At 47.2% G+C, this 17,720-nt stretch carries 15 protein-coding genes, 1 riboswitch and 1 other annotated feature; of the genes, 5 read left to right on the plus strand and 10 right to left on the minus strand.

What is annotated here, in order from left to right; genetic code table 11:
- Positions 1 to 208 precede the first annotated feature (208 nt).
- Both ESP131_RS14670 and ESP131_RS14675 read left to right on the plus strand, forming a co-directional pair.
- Positions 209 to 427, plus strand: coding sequence for a DeoR family transcriptional regulator (locus tag ESP131_RS14670; protein ID WP_023469095.1), 219 nt, complete (start codon positions 209 to 211; stop codon positions 425 to 427).
- A gap of 108 nt (positions 428 to 535) precedes the next feature.
- Positions 536 to 1,168, plus strand: a complete 633-nt coding sequence (locus ESP131_RS14675) for an SDR family oxidoreductase (protein ID WP_069940890.1) — start codon at positions 536 to 538, stop codon at positions 1,166 to 1,168.
- Between the two features lie 58 nt (positions 1,169 to 1,226).
- On the opposite strand, the gene ESP131_RS14680 is transcribed toward ESP131_RS14675, so the two are convergent.
- The gene (locus tag ESP131_RS14680; RefSeq protein ID WP_069940891.1) at positions 1,227 to 1,946 is read right to left on the minus strand and encodes a pseudouridine synthase; all 720 of its coding nucleotides are present in this window, start codon (positions 1,944 to 1,946) and stop codon (positions 1,227 to 1,229) included.
- A complete protein-coding gene (locus ESP131_RS14685; protein ID WP_069940892.1) occupies positions 1,933 to 3,597 on the minus strand; it encodes a putative polysaccharide biosynthesis protein in 1,665 nt (554 codons plus the stop codon). The genes ESP131_RS14680 and ESP131_RS14685 overlap by 14 nt, the downstream gene beginning before the upstream one ends.
- A 192-nt stretch (positions 3,598 to 3,789) precedes the next feature.
- Between ESP131_RS14685 and ESP131_RS14690 the strand changes: the two genes are divergently transcribed.
- Entirely contained in the window at positions 3,790 to 5,061 is a 1,272-nt protein-coding gene (locus ESP131_RS14690) for a BaiN/RdsA family NAD(P)/FAD-dependent oxidoreductase (protein WP_069940893.1), read from the plus strand.
- Between the two features lie 59 nt (positions 5,062 to 5,120).
- Here the strand turns inward: ESP131_RS14690 and ESP131_RS14695 are convergent, their stop codons facing one another.
- The 5 genes from ESP131_RS14695 to ESP131_RS14715 all read right to left on the minus strand — a co-directional run bounded on the left by ESP131_RS14695 (position 5,121) and on the right by ESP131_RS14715 (position 12,078).
- Entirely contained in the window at positions 5,121 to 6,098 is a 978-nt protein-coding gene (locus ESP131_RS14695) for a hypothetical protein (protein ID WP_069940894.1), read from the minus strand.
- Between the two features lie 131 nt (positions 6,099 to 6,229).
- On the minus strand, positions 6,230 to 8,635 hold the full coding sequence (leuS, locus tag ESP131_RS14700) for a leucine--tRNA ligase (protein ID WP_029342384.1): 2,406 nt from the start codon (positions 8,633 to 8,635) through the stop codon (positions 6,230 to 6,232).
- 46 nt (positions 8,636 to 8,681) lie between these two features.
- Positions 8,682 to 8,904: a binding site (T-box leader), on the minus strand.
- 38 nt (positions 8,905 to 8,942) lie between these two features.
- Complete coding sequence (locus ESP131_RS14705) at positions 8,943 to 9,587, minus strand: HAD family hydrolase (protein ID WP_069940895.1); 645 nt, start codon at positions 9,585 to 9,587, stop codon at positions 8,943 to 8,945.
- 94 nt (positions 9,588 to 9,681) lie between these two features.
- Positions 9,682 to 10,716 (minus strand): peptidoglycan bridge formation glycyltransferase FemA/FemB family protein, encoded by a 1,035-nt coding sequence (locus ESP131_RS14710; RefSeq protein WP_069940896.1) that lies wholly within the window; start codon positions 10,714 to 10,716, stop codon positions 9,682 to 9,684.
- Positions 10,717 to 10,899: 183 nt separating this feature from the next.
- Positions 10,900 to 12,078: an MDR family MFS transporter gene (locus ESP131_RS14715; protein ID WP_069940897.1), complete on the minus strand. Its 1,179-nt coding sequence runs from the start codon at positions 12,076 to 12,078 to the stop codon at positions 10,900 to 10,902.
- Positions 12,079 to 12,231: 153 nt separating this feature from the next.
- Here ESP131_RS14715 and ESP131_RS14720 point away from each other — a divergent pair, with 153 nt between their 5' ends.
- Positions 12,232 to 12,831 (plus strand): tRNA 5-(aminomethyl)-2-thiouridylate-methyltransferase MnmM, encoded by a 600-nt coding sequence (locus ESP131_RS14720; protein WP_256375409.1) that lies wholly within the window; start codon positions 12,232 to 12,234, stop codon positions 12,829 to 12,831.
- A 50-nt stretch (positions 12,832 to 12,881) separates the two neighbouring features.
- Here ESP131_RS14720 and ESP131_RS14725 read toward each other — a convergent pair whose 3' ends face one another.
- The 3 genes from ESP131_RS14725 to metK form a co-directional block, all read right to left on the minus strand.
- Positions 12,882 to 13,586, minus strand: coding sequence for an alpha/beta fold hydrolase (locus ESP131_RS14725; protein WP_050678620.1), 705 nt, complete (start codon positions 13,584 to 13,586; stop codon positions 12,882 to 12,884).
- 78 nt (positions 13,587 to 13,664) lie between these two features.
- Positions 13,665 to 14,153 carry a GNAT family N-acetyltransferase gene (locus tag ESP131_RS14730; protein ID WP_069940898.1) on the minus strand — a complete coding sequence of 163 codons (489 nt, stop codon included), beginning with the start codon at positions 14,151 to 14,153 and terminating at the stop codon, positions 13,665 to 13,667.
- Between the two features lie 138 nt (positions 14,154 to 14,291).
- On the minus strand, positions 14,292 to 15,500 hold the full coding sequence (gene metK / locus ESP131_RS14735; RefSeq protein WP_023469108.1) for a methionine adenosyltransferase: 1,209 nt from the start codon (positions 15,498 to 15,500) through the stop codon (positions 14,292 to 14,294).
- Between the two features lie 128 nt (positions 15,501 to 15,628).
- Positions 15,629 to 15,755: riboswitch (SAM riboswitch) on the minus strand.
- Between the two features lie 234 nt (positions 15,756 to 15,989).
- On the opposite strand from metK, the gene pckA reads away from it, so the two are divergent.
- Complete coding sequence (pckA, locus tag ESP131_RS14740; RefSeq protein ID WP_197499330.1) at positions 15,990 to 17,558, plus strand: phosphoenolpyruvate carboxykinase (ATP); 1,569 nt, start codon at positions 15,990 to 15,992, stop codon at positions 17,556 to 17,558.
- Positions 17,559 to 17,720: the final 162 nt, after the last annotated feature.

The raw sequence follows: 17,720 nt of genomic DNA on the forward strand, positions 1-17,720 counted from the left end.
GAAATGACGAACATTAATCTTAAATAAAACCTGAATCATCGACTTTACAAACCATTTGAATATGTTTTTTATGAAAACGTTCGGTTAAATTACTTGCATTTTAATATCAAAACGTTATACTAAAGGCGAAACAACTGGATATTGCATTGTCTTTTGTCACCCGAAGCTTTAGAACACTATTCTATCCATTGGGGGAGTGGTTATACCAATGAAAGATTCTACAGACCGTATGTTGACCCGGATTAAATCGATTTATCTCTACATCCAAGAGAACGGAGCTACTACGACAGCAGAGTTGGTTGAAGAGTTTGGCATCACTTCAAGGACCGTCCAGCGGGATTTGAACGTGCTCGAATACAACAATCTCATTGTGAGCCCTCGACGCGGTACATGGACGTCGAGTAAGAAACAAAAGCAAGCGGGTTGATCCACTGTTTCACTATGTATATCTTTCGATGACGCGATTCTTCGCGTCTTTTTTTGTTATCTTTTTTAAAACGTGGGGTATAGCTATTGGGAGAAGGAGATGATAAGAATGAATATTTTAATCATTGGAGCAAACGGAACGACGGGACGCAAAATGGTCGAATTGATCGCTAAACAAGGAGATCACCAAGCGATCGCTGTCGTACGGGAAGAAAATCAAATCAATGATTTGATTGCACTCGGTGCATCTGAAGTCAGACTTGGGGATTTGACGAAGGATGTCAGTGGTGTCGTCAGTAACGCGGACGTCGTTATCTTTGCAGCGGGTGCTGGTGGCGCATCGGACGAATTGACACGTGCCGTCGATCAGGAAGGCGCGATTAAAGTCATCGATGCAGCAAAAACCAACGGGATCAATCGTTTCCTAATGCTCAGTTCAGTCGGTACGGAAGAACCGAAAGGCGAACTAAAAGTATATCTCGAATCGAAAGCAGCAGCAGACGCTCACCTAAAAGAAAGCGGACTTGATTATACGATCGTCCGTCCTGGCCCACTCAGCTACGATGACCCGGTAGGTACTGTTGAAACGAAAGAGCATTTTGATTCATACGAAGATCGTAAGGTGCCTCGTGACGATGTGGCAGCGCTGTTCGTTCACTTGATTGATCATCCGACACAATCTCGTGTGTTCGAAGTACTCAGCGGTCCTTATCCGATCGCAGAAGCACTACGTAACCAATAATTGAATTCCACAATAAAAGGCGATGGAATGTACATTATTCCATCGCCTTTCGTTTTGCTTATTCAGGTTGCCAATCAAACAAGGATAATTCATCCGGCGTCAGTTCACGATAATCCCCGAGTACAAGTGTCGGATCAAGCTCCAAGCGACCAATCGAACGCCGTTTCAAGAATGTGACCTCTTTACCGAGGGCAAGCATCATCCGTTTGACTTGATGAAACTTCCCTTCCGTGATCGTCAATTCAAGCGTTGAATCTGTTTCTGTCGTCGATAAGATCACAAGTTTTCCTGGCTTTGCCTGATAATCGTCTTCTAAGGTGACGCCTGCCGCAATTGCCTCGACGTCCTCTTGCGTCAATACACCTGTCACTTCCGCGTAATACGTTTTTTCGACGTGTTTCTTCGGAGACATCAAAGCATGATTGAACGCTCCATCGTTTGTCAGTAACAATAAGCCTTCAGTATCCTTATCAAGTCGTCCGACCGGAAACGGTTTGAAATACGTCACGTCTTCAAACAACAGATCGATGACGGTCTCATCTCGTTTATCCTCTGTCGCACTAATGACACCCGGTGGTTTATTCATCATCAAGTAAATGTATTTTTGATACGTGACCGGTTCGCCGTACATCAGAACCTGTTGCGTCTCGACATCGACATGCTGTTTTGGATCACGCACGATTTCACCATCGACTTGAATTGCTCCTGCCTTAAGCAAAAGTTTTACTTCTTTTCGGGAGCCTGCCCCCATGTTAGATAATAATTTATCTAGACGCATGACCTCGTCCTCGTTTCAATGAAATTTTCCGTCCTAATACGACTTCTGCTAAACCACTCCAAATCGAGAGTCCAGCAAAAATCACGATTCCAACTGCCGCACCAATGATCAGGATCAAAAGAGATGCCCATGTCGTCTCTGGTAAAAAGGACACCATTCCCCACTTGACGAGCGCGACACCCGCCCCCATCAATGCACTGATGATTAGAATCAATGATGTCCGGCGCAAGACCGTACTGAATGGGAACTTCACTGTTTGTGTGATCCGGAAGAACATCAATCCTGTCGCAACGAGATAACCAATGATCGTCGCATAACCAGCACCCGTTCCATCACCCGTCCAATGAATCAACGGCGCATTCAAGAGATACTTCGCAAGTAGTCCAGCAAGTGTTGCGATGATCGTGAAGTACTGACGGTTAATCCCTTGAAGGACGGCTGCCGTAACAGAATACAGGGCAAGGAATAAGGCACTCGGTGCATAGCTTAACAGATAGACCCATGCTGCTTGGTCTTTCGGGAAGAGCACATGGAACGTTTCTTCGCTTAAAAGAATCATTCCGACGACTGCCGGAATCGTCACGAAGAAAACAAGTTGATAAATCTGTGAGATTTGAGCCCGTACTTTCCGCATATCGCCTTGCGTGAAGGAAGCTGTCAACAGTGGAGTTGCCGACAACGACAATCCTGTTGCGACCGACACCGGAATCAAGACGATCTTATGACTATCCGCAATCAGATAGGCAGTCGCGTTTCCGGCCGCTTCGAGCGTGTAACCGATACTTTGTAAGGCGGCATTCATCGTATTCTGGTCGATGACTTGATAAAGGGGTGTCGAAAGACCGACCATGACGATTGGAATCGCATACGTCAATAATTCCTTATACAAATCCGTTAACGGGCGATCCGGCGAACGGACGGTTTGAGTAGCACGTAGTTCCTGCAAGCCGCTGGCACGTTTGCGGAAATAATAGATCAGAACCGCGACACTACCAATTGCGCCAATGAAGGCGCTGAACGTTGCAATCGTTGCGGCAAATGCTGCACCTGAATCAAATAAATAAATCGCAATGCTGACTCCTGCAAGCAAGAAGATGATCCGGACGATTTGTTCCAAGATTTGCGAAATCGCTGTTGGTCCCATCGATTGATACCCTTGGAAGTAACCTCGGGTCATACTCATCGGTGGAATCAAGAGTAAAGCGAAACTTACGCCACGAATCGTCATCGTGACGGCATCAACGTATGCTGCTGAATCGACGTCACCACCCGGAATGGCCCGGTGTGCTAAATACGGCGCGAGAAAGAATAAAGCGAGGAAGGAAACAATCCCGGTCAAGGACATGATTTTCAGACCAGACCGATATAATCGTTCACTCGTATCATACTCACCTAGTGCATTGTATTTCGCGACGAATTTCGAGACGGCGACAGGAATCCCCGCTGTCGCGAGTCCAATCATGATCGCATAATAATTGTAGGCATAGGTATAGAACATGATGCCCGTCGCGCCGACCATGAACTGAAACGGAAAGAGATAAATCAAACCCAGTGCGCGGGAAATCAGTGACGCACCGGACAGGAGCATCGTTCCACGAACGAACCCTGAATTGCCGGAAGAAGTAGACTGCTTATTACTGACTGTGGACATGGTAACATCCCTCACGCTTTCTAATTTTTATACTCGACACTCTGATCGTGACTGTCTCATTATACAAGTTCTCTCGTACACAATTGCAAATCATTATACCGCTGTCTATCTTGAATTGAAAGAGACGGTTTGTTTACAGTCACAACTTCTGCTAAAGTGAAACAAGCAGAATTCTATGAATGAGGTGACCATATGTACGATGTAATCGTAATCGGAGGCGGACCGAGCGGCTTAATGGCGACGCTCGCCTCTTTACAAGCAGGAGCTCGGACGCTCCTGCTTGATAAAGGAAATAAATTAGGTCGGAAGCTTGCAATCTCAGGCGGCGGACGTTGCAACGTCACGAACCGAAAACCACTCGATGAGCTCGTCCAGTCGATTCCGGGAAACGGACGTTTTCTTTACAGCGCCTTCTCTCAATTCAACAATGAATCGATCATCGAACTCTTCGAAGGGTTTGGTGTCGCACTCAAAGAAGAAGACAACGGGCGGATGTTCCCTGTTTCGGATAAAGCCGCAGATGTCGTTCGTGTATTGATTGATCAAATTCGCGCGCATGGCGCCGAGATTCAAACAGACGCGCAAGTCGCTACGCTCGACTTCCATCCGGATGGGTCTTTTGCAGCTGTCCTCTTAGAGAACGGCATGCGCCTTGAAGCAAAGAGTTGTATCGTCGCGGTTGGCGGACAATCCGTTCCGCATACCGGTTCGACAGGCGACGGCTATCCGTGGGCTGAAAAAGCGGGTCATACGATCACGGAGCTCTTCCCGACCGAAGTCCCGATCTTATTAGGGGATACGTTCATTCACGAAAAAACATTACAAGGGCTGTCGCTGCGTGACGTCGCCTTAACGGTCCACGGTAAAAAGGACAAAGCAATCAAAACACATACGGGTGATCTACTCTTCACACACTTCGGTTTAAGCGGTCCGATTGCTTTACGCTGTAGCCAGTACACGATCAAGGAGCGCAAACGTTCGAAGGAGACGATCGTCCATCTATCAATCGATCTCTTCCCGGACGAATCACTCGGTGCGTTAACGGAACGCTTCCAAGCCGCACTTGCAGCCAATCCCAAGAAAACGGTGCGCAATGCCCTCCGCGGCTTCGTGCCGGAACGTCTACTTGAACTTCTCTTTGCTCAAATCGGATTTGGCGATGAAGTCTGTACACAAGTCAAGAAACAGGACTGGACGGACTTCTTGCAAAAATTAAAACGATTCCCATTGAAAGCAACAGGAACGCTCGACTTTGATAAAGCTTTCGTCACGGGTGGTGGCGTCTCGATCAAAGAGATTGATCCAAAGACGATGATGTCGAAAAAAGCTGACCGGTTATTCTTTGCCGGAGAGATTCTTGATATCCATGGCTATACAGGTGGTTACAACATCACCGCTGCATTCGTGACGGGTCATTGCGCCGGTAGTCACGCTGCAGAGATGGCACGTGACTCTGTCTTTTAATATGAATAAGACCCGATTCTTCTGTTTAGCAGAGGAATCGGGTCTTATTGTGTCAGGATTTAATCGATCGGTGTAAACGATCGGCTTGAGAATTTATCCGTGACGACTAACGCAAACAACTCATTATCTTGCACGAAAATCCCCTTCGAACCATATACTTTCGGACTGGCTGTCTCGCCCGTGATCGTTTTGTCCTTTCGATCGATCGAATAGAGATAGAGGGATTCTGAATCCAGTGTGTAGATCCGACCTTGTCGTTCAGCAAGACCAATCGGTCGGAACTCAGACTCGAACGATTTCTTCGCATCACTTCGCATCCCACTCGCCGCTTCAATCTTCTCCCGTTTGATGACTGACAGATAAGGTGGTTTCTGTTTTTTCTTCAACGCACGTTTTTTCTTTTCCGAGGCGTCAGGATCAATCTTGATCTTATCCTCTTTCATCGCAAAATAGGTCACCTCGACTCGTCCCAGTGCTCGAATATGATTAATCGTATAGAATTCTTTCTTCTTCGTATCATATCCAAGACCGTGGAAACTGTCCCGTATCGTCGTTCCTTGTACTTTTTCACGTTTCTCTTCGCTCCAGACACCATCTTTTCGCGTAATCGTGACCAGAATCTGATTCGACGTCAATAGCGCGACGGTCTCCCCGTCAACGAGGGTCATACCGTCAAGACCAGCGAGCAACAACTTTCCTTCTTCTAACTGGAAAGATGCATTGATGCGTTCTCCGGTTCCACTGATTTCAAAGAAACGATAATCGTCTGTGACGACGAGGTACGAACCAATGGAATCATCATATAACATTTGTTGGACATTTTTGATTAACGGCTCTTCTGGATTTGGAATAGCTGAAGGCGTTTTCGGTGGCACCTGTTTAACGGCTGCCTGATGCTTCGATTGCGTCTCGATTTTCGCGAACGTTTCCTGAATACGTGACAACGTCTCCGGCTTCGAGAAGACGAGCAGTATACAAAGGATCAACCCCGAAACGACAGCAAAAATCGTTGTATAGACTATATAAGATCGTTTCATTGATGGTACTCGCCTTTCTTTCTCGGTTTCTGATTCAGTGTAGCAGAAGGTCGTTCAAAAAAAAAGCGGACTTGCGACGGAAATGAAGAAACCCCTTCCATCCGCGTCAAGCGAATGAAAGGGGCTATGGCTTAGTTTGCCACGATATTGATTAATTTTTTCGGTACGACGATGACTTTACGAACTGTTTTGTCGCCGATCCATTCTTGTGTCTTTTCATCAGCGAAGGCAAGTGCTTCGATTTCTTCTTTTGTCGCATCGATGTTGATTTCGATTTTCGAGCGAACTTTTCCGTTCACTTGAATGACGAATTCCATCGTATCGCTGACCAGTTTCGATTCATCGAATGTTGGCCATGCCGCATACGTCAATGTCTCTTCAAATCCAAGTTGTTCCCAGAGTTCCTCACCAAGGTGCGGTGCGACTGGTGTTAACAATTGAATGAATCCACGAAGGAAGTGACGTGGAAGAACTGGTTGCTTATTTGCTTCGTTGACGAAGACCATGAGTTGCGAAATTCCGGTGTTGAACTGGATGTTCGCGAAGTCTTCTGTGACCTTCTTGACCGTCTGGTGGTACGTCCGTTCGAAGTCAGCATCGACTTCTGTGACGTCCTGAATGTCTGCTGTCCGTTCGAACAAGCGCCAGACGCGGTCGAGGAAACGACGCGCACCGTCAAGACCGTTTTCAGACCAGGCAACTGATGCATCGAGTGGTCCCATGAACATTTCATACAAGCGTAACGTATCCGCACCATGCGATTTGACGATTTCATCCGGATTGATGACGTTACCGCGTGATTTCGACATCTTCTCGTTGTTCTCTCCAAGAATCATCCCTTGGTTGTATAACTTCTGGAATGGTTCTTTTGTTGGTACGACGCCTGCATCATACAAGACTTTATGCCAGAAGCGCGCATACAACAAGTGAAGAACAGCATGTTCCGCTCCACCGATATAAATATCAACTGGAAGCCAGTATTTTAATTTTTCTGGATCCGCGATCGCCTCTTCATTATGTGGATCGATGAAACGAAGATAATACCAGCAGCTTCCGCCCCATTGTGGCATCGTATTCGTCTCGCGACGTCCTTTCATTCCTGTTTCAGGATCCGTATAATCCAACCAGTCTTCCGCAAGCGCAAGTGGTGATTCGCCAGTACCAGACGGTTTGATTTCCGGAATGATCGGAAGTTCAAGTGGCAATTCCTCTTGGCTGAGCGTCTTCATTGAACCATCTTCCATGTGAACAACTGGAATCGGTTCACCCCAATACCGTTGACGACTGAACAACCAGTCACGGAGACGATACGTGATTTTCTTACGTCCGACTTGATTCGTTTCGAGTTCAGCAATCATCGTCTCAATTGCTTCTTGTTTTCCAAGACCATCAAGCATATGTGAGTTGACGTGTTCGCCCTCTCCTGTATAGGCTGCTTCATCAACGTTTCCACCCGCGACGACTTCAACGATTGGCAAGTCAAATTGTTTCGCGAATTCATGGTCACGCTCATCGTGTCCTGGAACAGCCATGATTGCACCCGTTCCGTACGAAGCAAGGACATAATCAGCGATCCAGATTGGAAGGCGATCGCCTGAGATTGGGTTGACGGCAAAAGCACCTGTGAAGACACCTGTTTTTTCCTTCGCTAAATCCGTCCGCTCGAGATCCGACTTTGTTTGGACTTGCGAAATGTACGTATCGACGGCTTCCTTGTGATCCGCTGTCGTGATGTCAGCTACGAATGGATGCTCCGGCGCAAGCACGAGGTACGTCGCACCAAAGATTGTGTCCGGACGTGTCGTAAAGACCGTGACTTGTTTTTTGTGTCCATCAATCGTGAAGTCGATTTCAGCACCTTCTGATTTTCCGATCCAGTTCCGTTGCATCTCTTTGACAGAATCCGGCCAATCAAGGTCATCGAGATCTTCAAGAAGACGATCTGCATATTCCGTGATCTTTAAGACCCATTGACGCATCGGGACACGCACGACTGGATGATTTCCGCGTTCAGATAATCCGTCGATGACTTCTTCATTCGCAAGAACGGTTCCAAGTGCCGGGCACCAGTTGACTGCGACTTCGTCCACGAACGCAAGTCCTTTTTCATACAACTTCGTAAAGATCCACTGTGTCCATTTGTAGTACTTCGGATCCGTCGTGTTGATTTCACGATCCCAGTCATAGGAGAATCCAAGTTCTTTCAGCTGACGCTTGAACGTCTCGATGTTTTTCGCTGTGAATTCACGTGGGTCATTCCCTGTATCGAGGGCGTATTGTTCTGCTGGTAACCCGAACGCATCCCATCCCATCGGGTGCAAGACGTTGTATCCTTGCATCCGTTTCATCCGTGCGAGGATATCCGTTGCTGTGTAGCCTTCCGGGTGACCGACGTGGAGTCCGGCACCTGACGGATACGGGAACATATCAAGGGCATAAAACCCTTCTTTTTCTGGATCTTCTGTCGTGACGAAGGCGTTGTCTTGATCCCAACGCGCCTGCCATTTTGGTTCGATTTCGCGATGATTGTACGGCATGTCTTTTCCTCCTCTAATCTAAAAAAACCGGTCCTCCGCCCCTAGGAATAGGGACGAAAGACCGGTTTGGCTTCCGCGGTACCACCCACGTTGTCTGTCTATGACAGACCGCTTGATTCACGGATAACGGTGTGAAAGACCGGATTCGCTACTACGACTTCACGAATCGTGCTCCCTGACGAGTTCACGGTTGTTACCGACTGGTTCGCACCTTCCACCAGCTCTCTTGACGGCACCTTTCCCCTACTACTTCAGTTCCATGCAATTGACTATCTTTTCCTAGTGTAATCTGTTTCTTCCTCAAGCGTCAACGCTTCCGTAAAATTTCCTCGATTTCTGCATGCGATCGCGCCACATGATCCGCTTGTTCTAGACGTTGCGTCGGCATCCGGTCATCAAGAAGCGCAATCACTTCCATGCCTGCTGCTTTTGCACCGATCATCCCGTTCGCAGCGTCTTCGATGACGAGACACTCTTCAGGTGCGTGCCCGATTCGTGATGCTGCAAGTCGAAAAATCGCAGGATCCGGCTTCGAACGCACGACTTCTTCCCCACTGACGTAATGCGTGATTGGAAGCTCATAATGACGGATGACGCGTTCGATTTTTTGAAGCGAACTTGAAGAGGCGATCCCGATATCATAACCAAGAGACGCCGCTTGTTCGATGACTTGTTTAACTCCCTCTTTTAAACCACATTCTTCCGGTTTTGCATGAATTTGAAACAAGCGATGTTCTTCTTCAAGTAACGCACTCGCTGTTTCTGGAAGGTCGTGTTGCGCGACAAGTTCTTCCCACATCTCATCTCCTGTTTTTCCCATGAACGTCGCATACTGAACCGGATCGAGCGGAATCGATAACGTTTTAAACATCTGCTGATGGACCTCAAAGTAGCGAATTTCACTATCTAAGATGACCCCATCCATATCAAAAATAAGACCTCGTTTTTTCAAGACACATCCCCCTTTATTGATCTATCATGATTTCAGCATATCAAAAAAACGACTACACAATGTAGTCGTTTCACCTTCTTCATTTACTTACTGTTTAACTTGTCGCCATTTGGACACTGGTTTGTCGGTAAGCCGGAAAATAATCCGAATCGGCATCTGACCCGTATCGTATACATAACTGATCGTATATGGCTGGTTGAAGAATCGATTTTCCTTGATGATACTCAAATAGTCGATATCCAGTATAGCGGCATTTACTCTCAAAGAGACTATCCCGTTCTTGATATCCACCCCCGAGATGTTGTTCGACGAGACCGCGTGCTTTCGCCTGAAGAATCGCTTCGTACTCGAGTCGCTGATTCGGAAACATCTTCGATTCGTCCCGCTTACAACCAATCAAATGACCGTGGGCATATTCTTTTCCGAGCAATACGAAGTATCCACCAACAGGTTCTCCGTCGATTTCCGCAATCAGTAACAATGGCTCACAGAGTGGATTTGCTTCAAATAATTGCTCAAAATAATTCGCTGTAAAATAGTAATGAGTCGAAGCATTCTTCCGGTCCATCGTTTCATGATACAACGCTACAAAAACAGGTAAGTCGTCTCGTGTTCCTGTTCTAACAGTTAAAGGAGAGGCAAGCGATTTGCGAATCATACTTCTCGTCTTCTTATGAAATGTTTGCATGATGTCCTCTATTGAAGGGCGTAAATCGATACTCGTCGTATGACGGATGAAAGAGACTTTCGTCCAATCCCGCATGAAGCGTTCATTCCCCGTCAATGGATTAAAGCGAATCATTTCCGAGACGATCGCTTCTCGCTCTGCCCACCTTTCGAACAATAAGCGTGCATGCTGCATTTCAGTCGCAGTCAGTTGACCAATGATTTCCGGTCCACCATAGCCATACGGCGTGATGAGATCTGAATAAGGCGTATCAAAAATCCGGCGCTTTAAAAACGGATAGAACAGGGTTCCTGCATCACCTTCATAACGGAACAGCACCGCTTGCTCAGACGGTCTAGCATTGAGCGTGACGTATTGGTGACTGTAGAAGATATCAAGAGGCTGTTGCTGTACGTGTGTCGTCCAAGTTGCGGCATCTGTGATGAATTGACACCTTTCCATTCGTGCACCTCCAGTCAAAAAGAAGCAACGTTCATATGACCTTTCTTTTCAAGTTCTTGCTTAGAAAGTACCCGTTTCTTTGCCGAAATATTCCATATTATTAAATGTTTATTTTATGTTTTTAGAACGAACGACGTAACAAAAGACAGCGAATCATAGTGTCCGCTGTCTTACAGATGATGCTCATGATGTGATTTTAGGAATGGCACGAAGGAAGACGACGCCCGCTAACAGGATCAATCCAATCAATGTCAAGAAGACCGCTGACATACCGGATAAATCGTAGATCAACCCTCCAACGGTCGGACTGATCATCCGCCCTGCTGAAGCAGCGATATTGACGTACCCTTGGAATTCTCCTTCTTTTCCGATTGGCGCGAGTCTCGCCGCCATAGCAGGAACCGCTGGCCAGATGAACATCTCACCGACCGTCAGGATGATCATCGCGACGAGGAACATCTTGAAGCCACCTGCGAACGGAACGATCAGATAAGACAAGAGGAAGATTCCTGTACCGGTCATCAGTTGTCGTTTTAAGTCATCTCCAAACCAACGAAGAATTGGTGTTAGTAAAGGTTGCGCGAACACGATGAGTGCTCCGTTGATCGTCCAAAGAATCGAGTATTCGGAAATAGTGACACCGAGCGATTTCGTGTGTACAGCAAACGTTCCCTGCCATTGCACATAAACGAACCAAAGTAAGGCATAACCAATCGAGACGAGCAACATCGTCCGTGCCGCACCGCGTGCAAGGGGCATGCGTGTCGTTTCGGTCTCGTCATGGGCCGCATGCATCCGCGCTGGTGCCTGAATCCAGGACAACCCGACGAACAAAATGATGGCAAAGGCGATGTAGAGGACGAGATTGGCGATGAAGATGTACTGAATCGAAAAGGCAGCGATTTGACCACTGACAGCTGTCCCGAGCGCTACACCGACGTTTTGTGCGACATAGATCGCATTAAAGGCACGACGCCCGCCTTCAGGCCAAATGACACCCGTCATCGCGTAGATCGTCGGAAAAACCATCCCACCGACGAATCCAATCAATCCAAGCATCGCGACGTATCCGAGGTACGTCTGATGAAACAGCAACAAGCCGACGGAAGACAGGACAAGTCCGATGACACTGATGACGAGCGTCTTCTTGCCGCCGAGACGGTCAAACGCTTTTCCACCTAAGTAGTTTCCGACGATTGCTAAGGCCGAGTTGACGAACAACGCCATCCCTGCTTTCGTCATCGACTCTCCTAAATATTCATGTATATATAATGTATTAAACGGCCATAAAAAAGAGGATCCCGTCGTATTGATGGCCATCGCAAGGACAAGGATCCAGACCGCTTTTGGTAATTTTGGCATACCTGTGGTCCTCCTATTTCATTCTCAACCTTGCCACTTTACGCAATCCGTCCCTTGTCTGTCAAGCCACTTCGCTTTTCGTCAACGAATCAAAAAATGATATAATGCAGAAAGAATCTTGCACATACTGAACCATTACTAGAAAAACAGACTATAGGAACAGGAGTCTATGCCATGTCACTTGCCCGTGTACTACCTTATACGAAACAATTACTCGAGTCCGTTATCGAGCCCGGAGACTGCGTCGTCGACATGACTGCCGGAAATGGACATGATACGCAGTTTTTAGCAGAATGCGTCGGTCCAGAAGGTCGAGTCCTTGCGTTCGATGTCCAGGCACAAGCCATCGAGGAATCGACGCGACGTCTCGACGAAGCCGGAATGTTAGCACGCGTCGACCTTTATCATGAAAGCCACATCCATGTCGGTGCCCGTCTTTCGGACGAACAACGTCCCGTTCGTGCCGGTGTCTTCAATCTCGGATATCTGCCTGGAAGCGACAAATCGATCACAACGACAGGTGAAGAGACGCTCGAAGCACTCGATGCCCTCCTCCCGGTCCTCGCTCCCGGCGGTCTTGTCGTCCTCGTCGTCTATCACGGTCACCTGGAAGGAAAACGAGAGCGCGACGCCGTCCTCGATTACGTGACAGCCCTTGATCAGCAAGATTACGCCGTTCTTCAGTACCGTTTCTTGAATCAACAAAATCATCCACCGTTCATCATCGCAATCGAGAAAAAAGTACGCGGATGATTGGACACAAAAAAGTGATGCCTTTTTTTAGAGGCATCACTTTTGTTATTTCATTCTTCAACAAGCTTAAAGAACAACATTAATTTTTCTGCAAACCGTGTGTTCAACCGTTCGAAACTAAAATGCGGAAATCCGTGTAGACGTTGTAAGTAAATCTGATCGCCACCCATTTTCCGGCATACTTCAAGCGTCAACTTGACGTCTGCGAATTGATCGTCCGGTGCATAAAAACAAGCCAAGTTCACACGCGGCAGTTTTTTTCGTTCCTCGTCATGTACGACGATCTCTTCTTCGATTTCCCGGTACTGTGCATAGGTCAGTTCACCGATACGAACAGTATCTTCCGTACTTTGACCAAACGGTAACGTACCGAGTGGCGCATCAGGTCGGAAACGATCGAACGCACTTGCGAAGACTTGTTTGACGCCTCCGAGTTGTTTTGAAGGGTGCCAATCAAACAACGGTGAAATGAACGACAGACTGGCGACCGGTAATTCATATTCTTGCAACAGACGATTGACGACGAGTGCGCCCATGCTACAGGCGACGATATGAATCGGTAACTTACGTTTTCCGGCTTCACGTAATGCTTCTTTTAATAGTTGACCATGTTCTTCAAACGAGATACGACGTGGCGCGTCGACGAGCAATACTTCATACTCTCGTTCGAGTACCCGAATCAAAGCTTCACTCGGACGGGCACGCAGTTGTAACGGATAGACTAATACGATGATTCCTGTTGGTTGTTCAACCACAAACTCACCTCTTCACTTCATACTTCCTTTTCACGATACCTTATTTCAAGCGCAATCGAAACCGTCCCAAGACGGATTTCACGAGGCGACATGGCGAAGACGAATGACAGATTCTACTTGCCCAAAGACTTCTTCCGTCATCTCACTCAGTTCTTCAAAACCAAATGAGGTCAAGAACTGACGTGCTTTATAGTTACGTGCTTCCACGTAGACTTCGAGTGGGACGGCTCCTTGTCGTTCGAGTTCACGGATCAGACGTCGCCCGATACCATTTTGCTGATATTTCGGTAAGACGTACAGACGAACGATCTCCCACGTTCCCTCAACATCAACAGCATGAATGAAACCGACGATTTCCTCGTCGATGATTCCGACATAAAAATACTCTCCCCGTGCTTCTTCCGCCGTCCGGATCGCACGAACGACTTCTTCTTGCGGATACGCCTCCTGCACGAAATGCGCTTTCGAACGTTCGGAATAGATTTCTGCATACGTATCCAACCAAGATGTGACGGCAATGTCATGAATACGTCCTGCATCAGCTGGAATAGCTTCGCGTATTTCCATAATCGGAACCCCCCTTTGTATTCATACGAATCGACTCATGTACTTTTACCCTCTTCTAGAAAAAACATTCGTTTCCTGCAAAGTTCCCCGTAAACAAAAAAAGTCCGAAAACCCGCGTAGGGTTCTCGGACTTTTTGATTATGCGAAACGTTTTGCTTGTTCTTCAAGAACTGCTGCTTTATCTGTTTGCTCCCATGGAAGCTCAACATCTGTACGACCGAAGTGACCGTATGCAGCTGTTTGACGATAGATCGGACGACGGAGATCAAGCATGTTGATGATTCCAGCCGGACGAAGATCGAAGTTTTCAGCAACCAATTCGACGAGTTGCGCTTCAGGAAGTTTTCCTGTACCGAATGTATCAACCGCGATTGATACTGGGTGCGCGACACCGATTGCGTACGCAAGTTGAACTTCTGCTTTGTCTGCAAGACCTGCAGCAACGAGGTTCTTCGCGACGTAACGTGCTGCGTATGCAGCTGAACGGTCGACTTTCGTTGGATCTTTACCTGAGAATGCTCCACCGCCGTGGCGTGCGTATCCACCATACGTATCAACGATGATCTTACGACCAGTCAATCCAGCATCTCCTTGTGGTCCGCCGATAACGAAACGACCAGTTGGGTTGATGAAGAATTTCGTTGCTGCGTCGATGTATTCAGCCGGGATGACCGGTGTGATGACGTGTTCTTTCAAGTCAGCTTGGATTTGCTCAAGCGTGACTTCTTCTGCGTGTTGTGTCGAGATGACGATCGTATCGACACGAACTGGCTCGTTGTTCTCGTTGTATTCGACCGTGACTTGTGTTTTTCCGTCCGGACGAAGGTAGTCGAGTTGACCGTTTTTACGCACTTCTGCCAAACGGCGTGCGAGACGGTGCGAAAGCGAGATTGGAAGTGGCATGAGTTCTGGTGTTTCTTTCGTTGCGTAACCGAACATGAGACCTTGGTCTCCTGCACCGATAGCATCGATTTCAGCATCAGACATGCTGCCTTCACGTGCTTCAAGCGCTTGGTCGACACCAAGAGCGATGTCTGCTGATTGCTCATCGATTGATGTCAATACAGCACACGTGTCCGCGTCGAAACCGTATTTCGCGCGTGTATAACCGATTTCACGAATCGTTTCACGAACGACTTTTGGAATGTCGACGTAAGTGGATGTCGTGATCTCACCTGCAACGAGAACGAGACCTGTTGTAACAGAAGTTTCTGCCGCAACACGTGCGTTTGGATCCGCTGCGAGGATTGCATCAAGAATTGAATCCGAAATTTGGTCACAGATTTTATCTGGATGACCTTCAGTGACTGACTCCGACGTGAAAAGTCGGCGATTAAGGTTTGTCATGTATGACCCTCCCAAAAAAGAATTTGACGGTGTACTCATTTCCCCTAGTTGAGTGGGACGGTAAAATGAAAAAAACCTTTCCAAGTCCAAAAAATGGTCAGGGAAAGGTTGTGCGTTCTTCCTTTACCCTCTTATCGTTCGAAGTGTTTACTTCGCTTCAGGAGAGCACCTTTTCCCTCATTAATATGTGAATTAATGTAGGACGGTTGCCGGGTTTCTTCGGGCCTTGTTCCCTCCACCTGCTCAGAATAAGAGTATCCGTTACGAATTACATGATATAAAGTTGTAACTACTCTGTCAAGCAAGGTTTCAAATTCTAGTCGAAACTTTTTGAAAGAGATGTTAAACTGTTAATGCTGAAAGCGTTTCCAGATAAATAGAAATCAGCACCAGAAAATGATTGCTCTCTCTTTAGTATGTCATATATAATAAATGTGTCATACTAAAAACGATGAGCCAAAACCAACGTAGGGGAAAGGTGGGGTCAGGATGCCGATGACGGTCCTGAATATCGAAGAACTACTCAAGAAAGAGCATGTGTTCAAACAACTATCTGTTGCTGAACTTGTCGAACATGCGATTCGAAACGAAGAAGGTGTCCTTGCTGAGAACGGCGCATTATCTGTAGAAACGGGGAAATTTACAGGTCGTTCACCAAAAGATAAGTTCATCGTCCGTGATTCTTCCTGCGAGTCTCACATTGATTGGGGTCACGTTAACCAACCAATGGATGGAGACAAATTTGAACAATTGTTGCAGAAGGTTCTTCGTTACATGAACGAAGCCGATCATCTCTACTACACAGAAGCTGCAGCAGGTGCAGATACGCACTTCACCCTTCCGGTCCGTGTGCTCACACAATACGCTTGGCATAATCTCTTTGCCAAACAACTCTTTTTACGCGAATATCCTGAAGTGGCTGCCTTTGAACCGTTCACGGTCGTCTACGCACCACATTTCAAGGCAGATCCTACCGTTGACGGAACGAACTCTGAGACGTTCATCGCCATGTCGTTCGAACACCGAATCGTCTTGATTGGTGGAACGGAGTATGCGGGCGAAATCAAAAAATCAATCTTTTCCGTCATGAACTACCTCTTGCCACAAGAAAACGTTCTTTCAATGCACTGTTCGGCAAACGTCGGACACGAAGGTGACGTTGCCTTGTTCTTCGGTCTATCTGGGACTGGTAAGACCACCCTTTCCGCTGATGATAGCCGCCAATTGATTGGTGACGACGAACATGGTTGGTCACACGATGGTGTCTTCAACATCGAAGGAGGATGTTATGCGAAGACGGTTAACCTGTCACGTGAAAAAGAACCACAGATTTTTGACGCAATCCGCTTCGGAACGGTTCTTGAAAACGTCGTTCTTGATGAAACACGTCACCCTGATTACGATGACACATCGTTGACGGAAAATACGCGTGCTGCTTATCCGATTACAGCAATTGATAACATCGCTGTTCCATCACGCGCTGGTCACCCGAAGACGATCGTCTTCTTGACGGCTGATGCGTACGGTGTCTTGCCTCCGATCAGCAAGTTGACGAAAGAACAAGCGATGTATCACTTCCTATCAGGTTATACATCAAAACTCGCTGGAACAGAGCGTGGTGTAACGGAGCCGGAAGCAACGTTCTCAACGTGCTTCGGTTCACCATTCCTTCCACTCATGCCTGAAAAGTATGCGACGATGCTCGGCGAATTGATTGATCGTCATGGTGTCACCGTTTATCTCGTCAACACCGGCTGGACGGGTGGTGCTTACGGTACGGGTAGCCGCATGAAGCTATCCTACACCCGGACGATGGTCAATGCTGCCGTCAACGGTACACTTGCAACGATTCCAACAGAAGAACATCCGATTTTCGGACTTCATATGCCACTTGAAGTTCCAGGTGTTCCAAGCGAGTTACTCAATCCGGTACGCGTCTGGTCGAATCCGGACGAATACGACACACAAGCGCGTTCGCTTGCTGAGAAATTCCAACACAATTTCCTTCGCTTCGAAAGTGCGACAGATGCAATCAAGTCAGCTGGTCCACGTCTATAAAAAAAGAGCCCTCGGGCTCTTTTTTTAAGCTTAGAAATCGGTAAATCTCTTAAGAAATTAATTCATGATTAACAAAAAAAGAAGTGCACGTTTTTCTCAATCAAGAAAAACATGCACTTCACTTTAGACTGACCTAGCAATATGAGACACATATAAAACACC

Source organism: Exiguobacterium sp. U13-1, from assembly GCF_001750115.1.
Classification (GTDB): Bacteria; Bacillota; Bacilli; order Exiguobacteriales; family Exiguobacteriaceae; genus Exiguobacterium_A; species Exiguobacterium_A acetylicum.